Origin of the sequence: Clostridium sp. UBA871 (assembly GCF_002295255.1) — a bacterium.
Taxonomy (GTDB): Bacteria; Bacillota; Clostridia; order Clostridiales; family Clostridiaceae; genus Clostridium_J; species Clostridium_J sulfidigenes.
Genome location: NZ_DBFV01000003.1, coordinates 668222 through 684987 on the forward strand (window position 1 = coordinate 668222; position 16766 = coordinate 684987).

Annotated in this window: 17 protein-coding genes; 12 read left to right on the top strand and 5 right to left on the bottom strand. The window is 28.9% G+C overall.

Annotation, left to right across the window (positions count from 1 at the left end; all coding sequences use genetic code 11):
• The first annotated feature begins 9 nt into the window (after window positions 1-9).
• The 5 genes from B3086_RS04920 to B3086_RS04940 all read left to right on the top strand — a co-directional run bounded on the left by B3086_RS04920 (window position 10) and on the right by B3086_RS04940 (window position 7417).
• Window positions 10-2535 (top strand): ABC transporter permease, encoded by a 2526-nt coding sequence (locus tag B3086_RS04920; protein WP_346878366.1) that lies wholly within the window; start codon window positions 10-12, stop codon window positions 2533-2535.
• A gap of 236 nt (window positions 2536-2771) precedes the next feature.
• The gene (locus B3086_RS04925) at window positions 2772-3470 is read left to right on the top strand and encodes a response regulator (protein WP_150842884.1); all 699 of its coding nucleotides are present in this window, start codon (window positions 2772-2774) and stop codon (window positions 3468-3470) included.
• A gap of 9 nt (window positions 3471-3479) precedes the next feature.
• Window positions 3480-4763 (top strand): HAMP domain-containing sensor histidine kinase, encoded by a 1284-nt coding sequence (locus B3086_RS04930; RefSeq protein ID WP_346892894.1) that lies wholly within the window; start codon window positions 3480-3482, stop codon window positions 4761-4763.
• Between the two features lie 217 nt (window positions 4764-4980).
• Window positions 4981-6366: a DNA recombination protein RmuC gene (locus B3086_RS04935; RefSeq protein WP_346878367.1), complete on the top strand. Its 1386-nt coding sequence runs from the start codon at window positions 4981-4983 to the stop codon at window positions 6364-6366.
• Between the two features lie 148 nt (window positions 6367-6514).
• Window positions 6515-7417, top strand: coding sequence for a GGDEF domain-containing protein (locus B3086_RS04940; protein WP_346848905.1), 903 nt, complete (start codon window positions 6515-6517; stop codon window positions 7415-7417).
• 137 nt (window positions 7418-7554) lie between these two features.
• Here the strand turns inward: B3086_RS04940 and B3086_RS04945 are convergent, their stop codons facing one another.
• The 5 genes from B3086_RS04945 to B3086_RS04965 all read right to left on the bottom strand — a co-directional run bounded on the left by B3086_RS04945 (window position 7555) and on the right by B3086_RS04965 (window position 10830).
• Complete coding sequence (locus B3086_RS04945) at window positions 7555-8667, bottom strand: aldo/keto reductase (protein WP_346848906.1); 1113 nt, start codon at window positions 8665-8667, stop codon at window positions 7555-7557.
• Complete coding sequence (locus B3086_RS04950) at window positions 8664-9098, bottom strand: DUF1893 domain-containing protein (RefSeq protein ID WP_051824025.1); 435 nt, start codon at window positions 9096-9098, stop codon at window positions 8664-8666. Before B3086_RS04950 ends, B3086_RS04945 begins: the two co-directional genes overlap by 4 nt.
• Before the next feature lie 18 nt (window positions 9099-9116).
• Window positions 9117-9650 carry an ECF transporter S component gene (locus B3086_RS04955; RefSeq protein ID WP_346877867.1) on the bottom strand — a complete coding sequence of 178 codons (534 nt, stop codon included), beginning with the start codon at window positions 9648-9650 and terminating at the stop codon, window positions 9117-9119.
• Between the two features lie 183 nt (window positions 9651-9833).
• A complete protein-coding gene (locus tag B3086_RS04960) occupies window positions 9834-10538 on the bottom strand; it encodes a glycerophosphodiester phosphodiesterase (RefSeq protein WP_346848908.1) in 705 nt (234 codons plus the stop codon).
• Between the two features lie 136 nt (window positions 10539-10674).
• Entirely contained in the window at window positions 10675-10830 is a 156-nt protein-coding gene (locus B3086_RS04965) for a hypothetical protein (protein ID WP_167402876.1), read from the bottom strand.
• A gap of 93 nt (window positions 10831-10923) precedes the next feature.
• Between B3086_RS04965 and B3086_RS04970 the strand changes: the two genes are divergently transcribed.
• From B3086_RS04970 to trxA, 7 genes are all read left to right on the top strand, one after another.
• A complete protein-coding gene (locus B3086_RS04970; RefSeq protein WP_346878368.1) occupies window positions 10924-12165 on the top strand; it encodes a glycoside hydrolase family 3 protein in 1242 nt (413 codons plus the stop codon).
• 301 nt (window positions 12166-12466) lie between these two features.
• Window positions 12467-13315, top strand: a complete 849-nt coding sequence (locus B3086_RS04975) for a Rossmann-like and DUF2520 domain-containing protein (RefSeq protein ID WP_346848996.1) — start codon at window positions 12467-12469, stop codon at window positions 13313-13315.
• Window position 13316: 1 nt separating this feature from the next.
• A complete protein-coding gene (panB, locus tag B3086_RS04980) occupies window positions 13317-14144 on the top strand; it encodes a 3-methyl-2-oxobutanoate hydroxymethyltransferase (protein WP_346879685.1) in 828 nt (275 codons plus the stop codon).
• Window positions 14145-14200: 56 nt separating this feature from the next.
• Window positions 14201-15046, top strand: coding sequence for a pantoate--beta-alanine ligase (gene panC, locus B3086_RS04985; RefSeq protein WP_346877863.1), 846 nt, complete (start codon window positions 14201-14203; stop codon window positions 15044-15046).
• Window positions 15047-15061: 15 nt separating this feature from the next.
• Window positions 15062-15445: an aspartate 1-decarboxylase gene (panD, locus tag B3086_RS04990; RefSeq protein ID WP_346848912.1), complete on the top strand. Its 384-nt coding sequence runs from the start codon at window positions 15062-15064 to the stop codon at window positions 15443-15445.
• Window positions 15446-15637: 192 nt separating this feature from the next.
• Window positions 15638-16090, top strand: coding sequence for a DUF4870 domain-containing protein (locus B3086_RS04995; RefSeq protein ID WP_346848913.1), 453 nt, complete (start codon window positions 15638-15640; stop codon window positions 16088-16090).
• A 174-nt stretch (window positions 16091-16264) separates the two neighbouring features.
• Entirely contained in the window at window positions 16265-16573 is a 309-nt protein-coding gene (gene trxA, locus B3086_RS05000) for a thioredoxin (RefSeq protein ID WP_346848914.1), read from the top strand.
• Window positions 16574-16766: the final 193 nt, after the last annotated feature.

Here is a 16766-nt window from a genome sequence, read left to right on the forward strand (position 1 = left end):
GAAGAAACATTGATTAATAGTTATAAAGCTTTAAGTGGAAAATACTTGAAGGATAATAAAAAAAGGACAATATTAACTATAATAGGAATAATATTGTCAGTAGCACTTATAACATCAATATGTACTTTTATATTAACAGTGCAGAATTCTATGATTGAAAATTCAAAGAAAAGTATGGGGGCATTTCATCTTGCTATAACTAATGTATCTGAAGATGAAATAAATAAGATTCAAACTAATATAAATGTTAATAGTTTAGGGGTTATGATTAGTAAAAATGCTGTTCCATTTATAAAGGATAAAAACATTGAACTTAACTATTTAAATGAAGCTGCATTTAAACTTATGAATATAAATTTAGAAGAAGGCCAATTACCTAGGAGTAATAATGAAGTTGTTATTGAAAGGTGGATTCTTAGATATTTTGATGAAGAAGTTAAAGTAGGCGATATAATTAAAATACAAGATGAAGATGGAGATGAAAAAGATTATACCTTATCTGGAATAGCTAAAGATGATTGGCAAAATCAAAGTGAAGGAATATCAAAGGCTTATTTAATAAAGAATGATAGTAATGTGAAAGAAGATTCCACAGTATTAGTTGAAATTAAGGATGAAGCTGATAAACAAGAAGTGATTAAGGAAGTATCTAATCTTGTTAGTAGTAAAAGTAAAGTAGTACAAAATAAAGATTTACTAAGACTTATAGGGGAGTCTAGTAATGCGGATATGAATAAATCTCTATTTATGATAGTTTTCATTGTTATAGGAATTGTTGTTTTGGCTACAGTGGTGGTTATTTATAATGCTTTCCATATTAGCATAGCAGAAAGAATGAAGCAGTTTGGATTGTTAAGAGCTATTGGAACTACTAAAAAACAAATTATGAATTTAGTAATTAGAGAAGCATCTATTATGATATTTATAGGTATTCCTCTTGGAGTATTCTTTGGAATAGTGGCTGTATATTGTATTGCATTTACCTTTAATAAGATGTCAGGATTGGGTGAATTTTCAAACCTTAAAGTAGTAACATCACCATTTGTACTATTATTAAGTAGTGGTATAGGAGCAGCAACTATATATGTTTCAGCTTATCTACCAGCTAGAAGTGCAGGTAAGATTTCACCATTAATAGCTATAAGTAGTCAATCTTTAATTAAGAAAGAAAAGAGAAATAGGAGTGGTAAATTTTTAGGGAAATTCTTTAAAATAGATACAGCCATGGCTCTAAAAAATGTTAAGAGAAATAAAAGAAGATTTTATATCACTGTATTATCTATGGCTATAAGTGTAACTCTATTTGTAACGTTTATGAGCTTTGCTAAGTTCTCAGATAATTTTTCTGAGAAGGTTACTGAAGATAATGACATTGCATTTACCATTCATGATAATGGTAATACTGAAAAACTAGATGCTATAAATAATAAATTAATTGAAGAAGTAAGAAATATTTCAGGGGTAAGTGAAATCTATAAACATTATAATTTCATATTAACTCAAGGATTTGTTGAGAATTCTGCTATACCTAAGGAAGTAAGACAGTGGGCAGCAGAAAATAGGGATGAAGATTTATTCAAGAGTAAAGTTGATGGAAAAGACAAATCGAAAATTAGTGTTGTATTTCAAGCCTATGAAGAAAATAAGTTAAATGTGGCTAAGAAATATATTAAGGAAGGTAGCATTGATAATCTTAAAGATGGAGAAGTAATTATAGTTAGAGAAACAACATTCTTTGGAGATAAGAGAAGTCTTATTGCACCCATGGCTAAACTTAAAGTAGGAGATGAGATACTAATTAGTGATGTGGAATATTCAGATGGACAAGAGAACTTTAATAGTAAGGAGCTTAAGAAGGTTAAGGTAGCAGCAATTATGGATGTTCAGCCTTTTAGTGATTTAGATTATCAAGGAGTATTAAATGTTATAGGAAGTAAGAATACTGTTAAGAATATAATAGAAGGCAATCAGCAGCAGATGAAAAATTTTAGAGTTACAGATATGGGAATAAAAATTAATGATGAGAGCTATTTAGATAAAATAGATAAGTCGCTAAAAAAGATAGAAAATACTAATGCAGGAATTGGCTATTATAATAAAATAGAATCTGCTAAAAGTGAAAAGGCGTATAAATTGCAAATGAGTATATTGCTTATGGGATTTATAATAGTAATAACCTTAATAAGTGCAGTAAACATTGTAAATACGGTAACTACAAATATTCTTCTTAGAAATAAGGAAATAGCAGCTTTAAAAGCTATAGGGATGACAAGGAAACAAGTGAGAAAAATGATAACTTTTGAAGGTGTATTATTTGGACTATATGGAGGAATTATTGGTTCAGTAGCAGGTACTATACTAGCATATATACTATATAATCCTATGTCAAATATTAGGGATTTCAAATTTACATTACCATGGAATAGTATTGTTATTTCTATTGTAGCTGTAATTATTATGGGATATGTTTCGGCATTAATACCTCTTAGAAGATTAAGTAAACAAAATATTATTGATAGTATAAGAGGTGAGTAAATAATATAGACATATTATTAAATAAAACAGTTATTCCAAAATAAGAATAAGAAATAGATAAAACAAAAATCCAAGGAAATATTCTTTGGATTTTTGTTTTAATATAATTATAACCTAAGCTTTTTAAAATCCCTATAATGTTATATGATTTTAATGATAAAATTAAGTTATAAATGCAAGTTTTAAAGTAGTGTTAATAAATAATTTGAAAATTTTTTTATGGAGGAGGTTATGTAATGAATAGAATTTTATTAGTTGAAGATGATGAGGCATTGGCTTTAGGAGTAGAATATACCCTTCAAGAAGAAGGGTATCAGGTTTTTAGAGTGGGTTCTATAGAGAATGGAAAAGAAAAATTTAATAATGAGGAGTTTGATTTAATACTTCTAGATATAAATTTACCTGATGGAAGTGGATATGACTTTTGTAAATACGTGAAGGAAAAGAAGGACACACCTATAATATTTTTAACTGCTTTAGATGAAGAGGTAAATATAATTTTGGGATTAGATATAGGTGGTGATGACTATATAACAAAACCTTTTAGAGTAAAGGAGTTATTATCAAGAATTCGTGTAGTTTTAAGAAGAGTTGGCAAAGGTGATAATAATATAACAACTTTAAGATCCGGAGATATAATTATTAACACATCTAGTGCAGAAGTATCCAAGGGTAATGAAAAGATATCATTAACGGCAAAGGAATATAGGCTTCTTTTAGCATTTCTACAGAGTCCAGAAATATTACTTAGCAAGGATCATATATTAAAGGAATTATTTGGTGAAGAAGGCGCATATGTAGAGGAAAATACTCTTTCAGTTTATATAAAAAGACTTAGAGAAAAAATAGAAGATAATCCTAGTAAGCCAGAATATGTTATAACGAAAAGAGGACTAGGCTATATGTGGATAAAAGAAGTTGTTAATGGAAAGTAGGAGAAATTAATGAAAGAGCTTATAAATCCAGAATTAAAAAAGAGTTCCGTAGTGTTATTATTTATAGTTATAATATTTATATTTATCGTTAATATGTGGATTACTTTTTATTTTAATAACATAAAGAGTCAATATATAGATGGCAAGGCCGCAATGTTATCTACAATGGTAGAAAAATTTCCTAATCTTGAAGCGGATTTAGTAGAGGCAACCTTTAAAGTGCCAACAAAGGAAGGGATAAAATTAGGAGAAAAAATTATAGATAATTATGGTTATAAAGACAATATAAATATAATGTATATAGATGGAATAAATGAAGCTTTTAAAAATAGTAAATTTATATTTATAATTATAGGTAGTACATTTGGAGGTTTATTAATATTATTAAATTATATTCAGTATAGAGGTATATATAGTCGAGTAAGAAATTTGACAAGAGCCTCAAAGGAAATATTAGAGGAAAACTATGATGTAAATCTTTATGAAGAGAAGGAAGGAGATTTTGCAAAACTTTCCTATGGATTTAAAAATATGAGACAAGTTTTACAAAGTCAGATGGTAGATTTAAAAAAAGAAAAGGAGTTTCTAGTAAATATATTATCAGACATATCTCATCAATTAAAAACACCACTATCTGCCCTTATTATTTATAATGATATTTTAAGTAATAAGAAAATTAGTGAAGATAATAGGGAAAAATTCTTACATAATAGCAAGACACAATTAAATCGTATGGATTGGCTTATAAAAAGTATATTGAAGCTAGCCAAGGTAGATGCAAGAGCAATTGAATTTAACATGAAGGGAAATAGCTTAGTTAATACTATTTATGAAGTTATAGACAATGTTGCAATGATGGCAGCAGAAAATAAAGTTAATATAGTATTTGAAAGTAATATGTATGAAGAAACGGTAATAAGTAATATAGAAGAGATTAATAAAAAAAATAAAAATAAGTTTATGTTTAATTATGATGAGAAATGGTTAGGAGAAGCGTTGATTAATATAGTTAAGAATGGTGTAGAACATAGTTATAATGGTGAAATCCATATAGAACTTGAAGAAAATCCCATAAATACAAAAATTGTAATAAGGGATAATGGAGTGGGAATTAGTGAAAAGGATCTTCCTAATATTTTTAAGAGATTTTATAAAGGGGGAAAATCTGAGTCTGTTGGAATTGGATTATCTCTTAGTAAATCAATTATTGAAGCCCAAGGAGGATATATAGAAGTTAAAAGTAAAGTGGACATAGGTACTGAGTTTAAAATTGTACTTATGAAAAGTATCTAATATAAATTAAATAGATAGTAAAAACATTGAAGAGTTTAATAATTTAATCTATTTGTAATTTTATACTGAAAAATGATATAATGACCAAGGGAACATATTTTCATGTTTCTTATTTTACCTTAAATATAAGGCTAAATAGATAAAATTTTCTATTTAGCCTTTAAACGGTATTTGAGAGTAATATTCTTATATAAATTTTAAGATTGGGGATGAGATAATGGAAGTTTTATTGGTTATTGTAATTATATTGTTAATTATAAATATATATTTTACTCTAAAATTAAAGGATTCTAGAAGCAGAATGCAAAAGGGCAGTGCAGCCGATATTGAGAATTCAATCTTACATATAGAACAAAGGGTAGGAGATATAGATAAAAGTGTTGATAAATTAGAAAAAGCCTTTAGAGATGAAATCTCTAGAAATAGGGAAGAATCTCGTAAAGGTGAAAAAGAAGCTAGAATTGAGTTGAACCTTCAAATACAAAGGTTAAGTGATGCTATTTTAGGTAGAATGAGTGAAATAGCAAATTTTCAAAAGAATCAACTAGATACATATTCTAATACTATAGAAAAATCACTTAAATCTTTTGAAAATCAATTTTCTAAAAGTGTTAATGAGTTTAATAATCTTCAAAAAGAAAAATTTAATGATTTATCCCAAAAACAAGGTGAGTTGCTTAAGTCTACTGAGGATAAGTTAGAAAAAATGAGGGAAACTGTGGATGAAAAGTTACAAAGTACATTGGAGAAGAGATTAGGAGAATCCTTTAAGTTGGTAAGTGAAAGATTGGAAGTTGTGCATAAAGGACTAGGTGAGATGCAAACCTTAGCTATGGGAGTAGGAGATTTAAAAAAAGTTCTTTCCAATGTTAAGACTAGAGGAATCTTAGGAGAAATTCAATTGGGAAGAATTTTAGATCAAATTCTTACTAAAGAACAGTACGATATAAATGTAGTAACTAAGAAGGGATCTAGAGATAATGTGGAATTTGCAATAAGACTTCCAGGTAAGGATAAAACCTCTGATGTAGTATACCTTCCTGTAGATTCAAAGTTTCCTTTGGATGTATACCACAATTTGGTGGATTCCTATGATACTGGAGACCAAAGTTTAATAGAAGAAGGTTATAAAAAGTTAGAAACAGCTATAAAGAAATCAGCTAAGGATATTAGAGATAAATATATAGACCCACCTTACACCACTGATTTCGCAATTATGTTTTTACCAATAGAAGGTCTTTATGCAGAGGTAGTTAAAAGAACTAATTTAGTTGAAATTCTTCAAAGAGAATATAAGATAAATATAACAGGCCCAACAACTTTAGCAGCACTTTTAAATAGTTTACAGATGGGATTTAGAACTCTTGCAATTGAAAAAAGATCTAGTGAAGTTTGGAATGTACTTGGAGCAGTTAAAACAGAGTTTGGAAAATTTGAAGAGGTGCTTAAAGCTACACAGAAAAAGTTAAATCAAGCAAGTACAGATTTAGATAAGCTTGTAGGTACAAGGACTAAGCAGATTAATAAAAAACTTATGAGTGTAGAAAGTTTGACAAATGATGTATCAGAGAAATATATAGATGTACTTTCTATAGATGAATAGTTAAATAGAAGTATATTCTAGATCATTTTTTCAAAATATATATAAAAGATATTTTAGAATTACATGTAGAGATGTACTTTATTACAGCTGAAAAATAAAAAATACATAACAAATGAAGCCATATTTTAAACAAGGAGGTTTTTGAAGTATGGATATAATGGATGATGTGAAAGAGCGACTTTCAATCTTTAAAAATATATATGATATGATAAGAATAATTAATCCCAATAATAATAAAATTTTATCAACAGATAACAATACTATAAATACTGATACACATTGCTATGAGTTATGGAATAGGAATGGTATATGTGAAAATTGTATTTCTAAACAAGCATATGAAAGCAATGAAACAGTAGTAAAAATAGAGTATAACAAAAACAGGATTTTTCTAGTTATGGCTTCTCCTATAAATATTGGCAAGGAAACCTATATAGTTGAGTTAGTGAAGGATATATCAAAAGGAGGAGCTATTATAGATAGAGAGAGGGAATATGCAGAATCTATTGAGAAGTTTTTGAAAAATATACAAGAAACTACCCTAATAGATGATCTTACAGGTGTATATAATAGAAGGTACATAAGAGAGCGATTAGAAGTTGATGTTGAGAAATCTATAAGGGAACAAAAATCTATGTCTGTTATAATGGCAGATATAGATTATTTTAAGGAAATTAATGATACCTATGGTCATATAGTTGGAGATAATGTATTAAAAGATTTTACGAGAATTGCTTCAAAATATATTAGAAGCAATGGAAGTGATTGGATTGGACGTTATGGTGGAGAAGAATTTTTAATTGTTTTAAATGATACAGATGAAGATAAAGCAGAAATTATTGCAGAAAGAATTAGGAAGAATTTAGAGGAAACGACCCTTGAACATAAAGGAAATAAGTTTAGTATAACCTGTAGTTTCGGAGTATATGGCTTTAGAGATTTAGATATGAATACCGAAGATATAATATATAGAGCAGATATAAACCTTTATGAGGCTAAGGAAAAGGGGAGGAATACTACCGTTGTTAATAAAAATAGGTTAAGAGATTAATAAAATTATAAAAAGTTTATGATTATTATTTTAAAGTACATAACAAAGAAAATATATGGATTTATTAAATGAAATTTTAATAAATCCATATATTTTTAATTTAAAGCTAAACTACTCAACTAACATATTATAAATAACTAGTTTCTAATCACATTGCGATTAATCCAATCTAGTCTGTCTACTATATTTAACTTTTGTGTACACAGAGTTTCACATTTTTTACACCCAATGCAATCGCTGGGAGCCATATCTTTATCAAAGTCAATATCGCCATATTTAGAGAGTAATTCATACATTTCTTTTATACCATTAATACCTTTTAATACGTAATAATTATATAAATCCATATATTTAGGAATATTAATACCTTTAGGACAATGTTTGCAATATTGACAAGTTGTACATAGTTGATTCATATCTTGCCTAAGAGAAGATTTTAAAGTTTCTATTTGAGAGTTTTTGAGAATAGTAAGGTTTTTAACAGCATCTACATTATGCTTAACTTCTTCCTTACTACCCATACCAGATAGAGTTACTGAAATACATTCATGAGAAGCATTAAAACGCAGCGCTGCTTGTACAACACTTTCATTTTGATTTTGTTTTACAAATGAAAAATATTCTTGATTTTCAGGAATTAATCCACCACCTAAAGGGTTCATGGTTGCTACTCCTAGACCATGCTGATGAGCAGCTAAAATACCTTCTTGTCGATACGGAAAGTTTAAAATGTTGTACCCTAAGGTTACTCCTTCAAAATAACCTTCTTCTACCATAATTCTAATTTCTTCACCAGAAGCATGGGTAGAAAATACTAGGTGGTCTATTAAGCCTTCCTCCTTAGCTTTAAGAGCTCCCCAATAAGGACCACCTTTGGCCATAACTTTTTTATAGTGATTAAGGTCCATAATACACCACATGTGATGAAAGTTAATTTTGTCTATACCAAGTCTTTTGAGTGAGTTTTCTATTCTACGTCTTACTGAATCTGCATCTGGTTCACTACCAAGACTGCTTTTAGTAGATACATAGAATTCACCAGACATATTTTTAAAAGCTTCTCCAAAGATATCTTCACTTCTATCATTGCAATAGTTAGGTGCAGTATCAAAGTAATTTATACCAAGGCTATTTGCATACCTAACTATTTCAGCTCCTTCTTCAATGGAACAATCATCTTTAAATCTCATTCCACCAAAGCCGAGGGCAGAAACCATTTTACCAGTTTTACCATAGGGTTTATAAATCATTTTGGACACTCCTTTAATTCTCTATTTTTAATAAATGTATCAATTATATTAAATCCTTCTTCAGGATTTATTGTGCCAGACAAAGATGCTTCCATAGGACATTGCCCATCTTTTTTACGATTATTTATATAAGGAACTATTTCTTCGTAGTCAAATTTAATATTATGGGAATTTAAAATATCTATAGCGCCTTGACTAATTATTTGTGTGTAGATATATTCCACACCACCATAAATAGCCATCAGAGCAACTGCCTTTCCAACAATTTTATCACCCATTATTAATGGTATAGGAGACACTCCATTTTCTTTGATATATTTATATATAGGGCTTACACCTTTATCAAAGGAAGTCATCACAGTTTTTTCTTTGCTCATAAGGATACAGCTATATTTATATTCTTCAAGTAAAGCTTTTATACGGGTTTTCATTTTAATACGCCTCCAAATTTATTGAGTCATTAAGTTTTTAGTATATGGTAGCTTACATAACCAATAGAGAATTGGTGGGATAATTAGCATTTGAAGTATTATTCCGGGAATACCTTGAGTTATTGCTATAGATATACCCATAGCAGGAGGAAGAAAAATTCCCAAAAATTTTGTAGCAACGACAAAAACTAAACCTCTAGTTATTCTACCTGCAATCATAGATACAATAAGTGATACATATATGTTGAATTTAAATTTCTTAAATATAAGACCTGTAAATAATCCATAAGTACCTAGTTCAACTATCATAAGATATAACATAGGTATTGCAGGCATTATTCCTCCAGTATATAAAAAGCTACAAATAGGACTTAAAATTCCAATTATTAATCCGGTAATAGGACCAAGGATAAATCCAGCAATTAAAACTGGAATATGCATAGGAAGAAGTGTTGTTCCAATACCGGGACCTCCCACTAAATGAAACAATTGGGGAAGTAAAATGCTGCAAGCAATTAAAAGTCCACTGTAAACTATTTGTTTTGTTTTCAATTTTATCACACCTTTTCAATAATTATTTTTGGACTCTAAGTAATTATACCATTATAAGTAAATGTACTTCTATAATTATTTTTAAAATTATGAATATTAAATTAGTAATTTGATATAAAGTATAATAAAAGGTGTTAAAGCAAGTAACTTAACTCCTTTTATCTACTGAACTTAAAATCATACTTAAATAAATTTCTCTATGTTATCGGTAAAGATACCATCACATCCAATTTTATCAAGGTGATTGGCTATAAATGGTTTATTTACGGTGTAGGTGAATACTTTTAAGTTATTATTATGAGCCAATTTGATTAAAGGCTCATTTACTAAATAAACATTAGGATTTAAAGAATAAGCACCTAGATTTTTAGCATAGGCAATTATATTATCAATTTTTCTATCAATTAGCACACCTAATTTTATATTTTTATCTATAGACTTACATATTTCAAGGGAAGTGTGATTAAAACTAGAAAGTAATACATGGTTTTCAATACCATAGTTTTTTATTAAATCAATCACATCTTTTTCTATATTATTATAGTGAATAACATCAGTTTTAAGTTCTATATTTATAAGGACTTTACTAGGTTTAAGTAACTCTAAGACCTGGTATAAAGTTGGAATCTTACATAACTTGCTATTTTCATAATCAATATTTTTAGATTTTAAGGAACTAATTTCTTCGAGGGTTAAGTCTTTTATAAGTCCTTTACCCTGAAAGGTTCTTGCAACATCTTCATCATGAATAACTACTAGCTTATTATCCTTTGTTTTATGAACATCTAGTTCAATTGCTTTTGCACCTGCAATAATAGCCTTATGAAAGGCAAGCAAAGTATTCTCAGGATAATTTTTGCTAGCACCTCTATGAGCAAAATAAATCATAATTTATACACCTCCGTATATAAATATATTACTACAGTTGAACAAAGGTGTTAATATGTGATAAAAGAATAATATATTAAAATATATTAAAAAAGTAATGGGGAATTTCCCCATTACTTAAGGATCGGTTATAATTTTAATTTATATGAGGGCTTTGAAATCCTTCTCTCTTAATAGAATGCTTTTTAGCAGTTCTATTATGATTTTTTCCTGTCTCACTAGTAATTGGTGTTTGATAATTACATTTTTCCATTCTAGCTTGTTTGTTATCTGGTTGACTATCCTTTGTCATAAGAATTCCTCCTAAAAAAATAAATTTGAATATAATTTTAGTGTGGTTTATTTTGTGTATTTTATTATAGGAAATTAAAGGAGTGTAAAATAAATGAAAAGTAATAGAAATATTTTCAAGACAATTAGTAAATTAACAAAGGTTATAATGATCGTCGTAGTTATTTGCACATCAAATATTTTATTCTATGGATGTAGCTTTATAAGTAAAGAATCAAAGTATAATAATAAAATAGATATAGAAGATAAGTCTAATAAGGATTTGAAAAATAATAATATGGTGGAAGAATTCGGTGAAGAGGAGCCTCAAGTTGACCCAATACAAGATGAAATAGATGCTATGTCATTAGAGGAAAAAGTAGGTCAGCTGTTTATTGTTGGATTTGATGGTTATGAAGTGGATGATAATATTATTAGTTTAATAAAAAATAAAAAAGTAGGAGGTATAATATTATTTAGTAAAAATATTAACACTGTAAGTGGAACAAAAAAGTTAATAGAAAGTTTGAATGGGTTAAATAATGAAAACAAGGTTAAACTTTTTATGTCAGTGGATGAAGAAGGTGGAGTTGTAAGTAGAATTCCTAAGGAAATGGGACGTTTTGAATCTGCATGGGATGTAGGAGCTACTGGAGATTTAAATTATGCTTTTGAACATGGAAAAGCTATAGGTGAAACTATAAAGTCTTTAGGTTTTAATCTTGACTTCGCACCTGTGCTAGATGTGAATTCTAATCCTAATAATCCAGTTATAGGTAATAGAGCATTTTCAGATGATCCTGAAATTGTTAAGAAAATGGGAACGGAAGTATATAAAGGTTTGAAGAGTGCAGGTGTTTTAGGAGTAGGAAAGCATTTCCCAGGACATGGGGATACAGATGTTGACTCTCATGTGGGGGTGCCAGTTATAAATAAATCCCTTGATGAATTAAAAAAATTAGAGTTAATTCCATTTAAATATGCAATAGATAATGGTGTTGAAATGATAATGGTAGGTCATTTATACTTACCTCAATTAGATAAGGATTACGTAGCAAGTATATCTGAAAATATTGTCACAAAGCTTTTAAGGGAAGAGTTAGGATTTAATGGAGTAGTTGTCACAGATGATATGATTATGGAGGGAGTTAAAGGCAAGTATCCAACTAATGAATCAGCGGTTAAAGCTATAGAAGCAGGGAATGACATAATAATAGTATCATCAGGTATACATGATCAAAATAGTGCCATAGATGGAGTAGTAGAAGCTGTTAGAAATGGTATCATTACTGAAAAAAGAATTAATGAGAGTGTTTATAGAATTTTAAAACTAAAAAATACAATTTCTAGACATTGAATTACTTATATAATTGTGATATAAGTAATTATGGGCAGTATAGGAATAACTGCACCTATAATTTGATTATATCTTTAAATTAGAATATATAGATTGAAAAATAATATTCTAATTTGTATATAGCTATTATTCTCTAGGGAAAGCAGCTATAAAGGAAAAGTTTTACGGACAGCTCATATCTTTTAGAATGAGACTTAGATAACAAATTACTTCACATGATTTTTAGTTTTAAATTTCAGTTAATATTTATGTATTGTTTTAATATTAACTTAGAAAACAGATAAAGTGAGGAGTGATTGTTATAAAATTTGGATTCATTGGAGCCGGGAAGGTTGGTTTTTCGCTAGGGAAATACTTTAAAGAGAATGGTATCTTACTTATTGGATATTATAGTAGGAATCATAGCTCAGCTAAGGAAGCCGCAGAATTTACTGGCACAAAATCTTTCATAAACTTAAAGGAGTTAATGAAAGAAAGTGATGTGATTTTTATTACTACCCCAGATGGAGAAATTCATGGGGTTTGGAATGAGCTTAAAGAGTTGTCTATAAAAAATAAATTAATATGCCACTGTAGTGGTTTGTTATCTTCGGAAATCTTTTCAGATATAAGCAGGTTTGGTGCTTACCCATATTCTATACATCCTATGTTTGCCATATCAGACAAATATAATTCCTATAAAAATTTTAAAAAAGCCTTTATAACTATTGAAGGACATGAAAAATATATTGATAAATTAGCTGAAATTTTTCGTTCTCTGGGTAATTCGGTAAAAATTATTGAAAAAGAAAGTAAGAGTTTATATCACTTAGCATCGGTTATTAGCAGTAACTTGGTTCTAGGGCTTATTAATAATGGTGTAAATTATCTTAAACAGTGTGGTTTTAGTGAAGATTTAGCCATTGAAGCCTTATATCCTCTTATAAACAATAATATAGAGAATATAAAATCTTCAGGAATGGTAAAAAGCCTTACAGGACCATTGGAAAGAGGTGATTTATCTACTATGAAGGCTCATATAGCTTGTTTAAGTGAGGAAGATAAAGTTTTATATAGGATGTTAAATAATAATTTGTTAAAGGTGGCAAAGAAAAAAAATAAAAATAGAGATTATAGTGAGATTGAACAATTTCTAGGAGAGGAAAAATAAAATGAAAAATACGACTATAACATTTAGAGAAGCAAAGGCAAAGGGTGAAAAAATAACTATGCTTACTGCCTATGACTATTCCATGGCTAAGATTATTGATAGTTCAGGGATTAATGGTATTTTAGTTGGAGATTCAGTAGGGATGGTGTGTCTTGGTTATGAGGATACAATTTCAGTAACTATGGAGGATATGATTCATCATACAAGGGCCGTAGCAAGAGGAACAGAAAATGCTTTAGTAGTTGCAGATATGCCATTTATGTCTTATCAAACTTCTGTTTATGACGCTGTTTTTAATGCGGGACGCCTTATGAAAGAGGGACGTGCTCAATGCGTAAAAATAGAAGGTGGAGTAGATATGTGCGATAGAATTGAAGCTATAACTAAAGCGTCTATTCCTGTAATGGCACATATAGGATTAACCCCTCAATCAGTAAATTCCTTAGGGGGATTTAAGGTGCAGGGAAAAAGTGAAGAAGCGGCTAAAGAACTTATTGAAGCAGCAAAAGCGGTAGAAAAAGCTGGCGCATTTTCAGTGGTCTTAGAGTGTGTTCCAGCTAAGTTATCAGAGATAATTAGCAAAGAAATATCAATTCCAACAATAGGTATTGGAGCAGGAGCTAGTTGCGATGGGCAAATTCTTGTATATCAAGATATGTTAGGAATGTTTAATGATTTTACACCTAAGTTTGTTAAGAAATATGCGGATTTAGGAGCTACAATGACAGAAGCTTTTAAAGCCTATATTGAAGATGTAAGTAAGGGAATTTTTCCAGCACTAGAGCATGGATTTAAAATAAGTGAAGAAGTTATATCTAAACTATATTAAAAGTAAACTCAGTGCTGAGTGAATTAATAAAATTAAACTAAAAAGAAGGTAAAATTATGGAAATATTAAATGATGTAATAAAAGTAAGAGAAGTAGTTAAAGGGTGGAAGGCTCAAGGTTTAAAAGTAGGATTAGTTCCAACTATGGGTTATTTACATGAAGGTCATGAAAGTTTGATTAAAAAGGCTGTATCAGAAAATGATAGAGTAGTAGTTAGTGTTTTTGTAAACCCAACTCAATTTGGGCCTAATGAAGATTTAGATAAATATCCTAGAGATTTAGAAAGGGATTCAAAACTTTGTGAAAATGCTGGAGCAAGTTTAATATTTCATCCAGAAAGTGAAGATATGTATTATAAAGATGCTTCAACTTTTGTAGAGGTAGGTGGTTTGACCACTGGACTTTGTGGAAGTAGCAGACCAACGCACTTTAGAGGAGTTTGCACTGTAGTTTCTAAGTTATTTAATATTATACCTGCCCATAGAGCATATTTTGGAGAAAAGGATGCTCAGCAATTAGCGGTTATAAAAAGAATGGTAAGAGATCTGAATTTTGATATTGAAGTAGTAGGATGTCCAATTATTAGAGAAACTGATGGACTTGCGAAGAGTTCAAGAAATATATATTTATCTCCAGAAGAAAGAAAGGCTGCATTAGTGCTTAATAAATCTCTTTCTATGGCTAAAAAACTATTAGAGGATGGAGAAAGAAATCCAGATAATATTAAAAAGCTAATTAGGGAAAATATAGAGAAAGAAGATTTAGCCAAAATAGATTATATAGAAGTGGTAAGCAGTGAAAGTTTAGAGATGGTAAAAGAGATTAAGGAGGATGTCCTAGTAGCATTGGCAGTGTACTTTAAAAAAGCAAGATTAATTGATAACTTTACTTATCACATATAATTAGGAGGAAAAACAATGACAATAACGATGTTAAAGGGAAAAATACACAGAGCTACTGTAGTCCAAGCTGAGCTTGATTATGTAGGGAGTATTACAGTAGATGAAGATTTACTTGATGCAGCAGGAATTCTAGAATATGAAAAGGTTCAAATTGTAGATATTAACAATGGAAGTAGATTTGAAACTTATACTATAGCAGGAAAAAGAGGTAGTGGTCTTATATGCCTTAATGGAGCAGCAGCTAGATGTGTTCAAGTAGGAGATAAGGTTATAATTATGAGTTATTGTGAAATGAATGGAGAAGAAGCCAAAGAACATAAACCAACAGTGGTTTTTGTAGATCATAGCAATAAAATAAAAGAAATTGCACATTATGAAAAACATGGTGAGCTTAAGTAAGTATAAACATATATAATTTCATATTTATTAGGAATGTAGAAAGTTCATAAATCGAAATTAACTATTTATGAGCTTTTTCCATTCCTTTTTTTATAAATTTTAAAAATTAAAAATAAGGAATTAAATATATTGTAATTATAACTATATTAAGGAATAATATAATTATATGGATATAAAAGGAGATGGTATTATATGAATATTTATGAACCACATAAGTCTTCTATAGGAAATATAGATGCTAATGTTATGGCTCTGATTGCTTACGGTGCAGCAATAGTAGTAATTTTTATTCCAGGAATAAAGATTATAGCATGGCTTGCTCCTATTGTAATTTATATTTTAGAAAAGGATAGCAGTTTTGTGAAGTTTCATGCTATGCAAGCTTTTTTAATAAATATTGTAGGTATTATATTTAGTTCTATTATATTTATGATTATAGGTGGTAGTATAGGATTAATGTTTTTTAGACCTCTAGCATATGGGGCCCTAGGTACTATATTACTATCAGCAATAATAACAGGTATAGTTGCTATAGTTATAACTATATTTGAAATTATTTCAATGGTGAAGTGTTATGAATATAAAGAATATGAAATTCCTATTATAGGGTTAATGGCTAGAAAAATAGCATATAAAAAATATTGATATGGTATAATCTTTGAAATTCGTAGATTGATGATGATATTAAAAGGATTTTTAAGGATTATACTTAGATGTACGAAATAAAATGGGATAATGATGAAAAGAAGGCTTTTTTAATTTATGTATTTATAGTAAAATAAAGGTATTAACCTTTAAAAGAATAGGAGGATGATTATTATGAAAGTTATAGATGAAAATAATTTTGAAAATGAAGCAGGCAAAGGTTTAGTTTTAGTGGATTTCTTTGCTACTTGGTGTGGACCATGCCAAAGATTAACTCCAGTGTTAGAAGATATTCAAGGAGATTTTGATGGTAAAGTTAAATTTTTAAAGTCAGATATTGATGAAAGTAGATCTCTTGCTAAAAAATTCTCTGTTATGAGTGTACCCACTATGGTAGTACTTAAAGATGGAATTCCTGTAGATAGAATGGTAGGCTATATGTCTCCAGAAGACATTAAAGCTAAACTTCAAACTCATCTTTAAAAATAACAAATAAAAATCTCACCAACTTGGTGGGATTTTTATTTATATTATAAAAGTAAAAGTGTAGCATATATATCAGATTTAAATGATTAGTTTTTAATGAAATTTAATAATCAACCTAGTAAATTAAATATTTTTTACATAAATATAAATATGAAAATGGTAGTAAATAAAAGAAAATGAAAGTAAATAC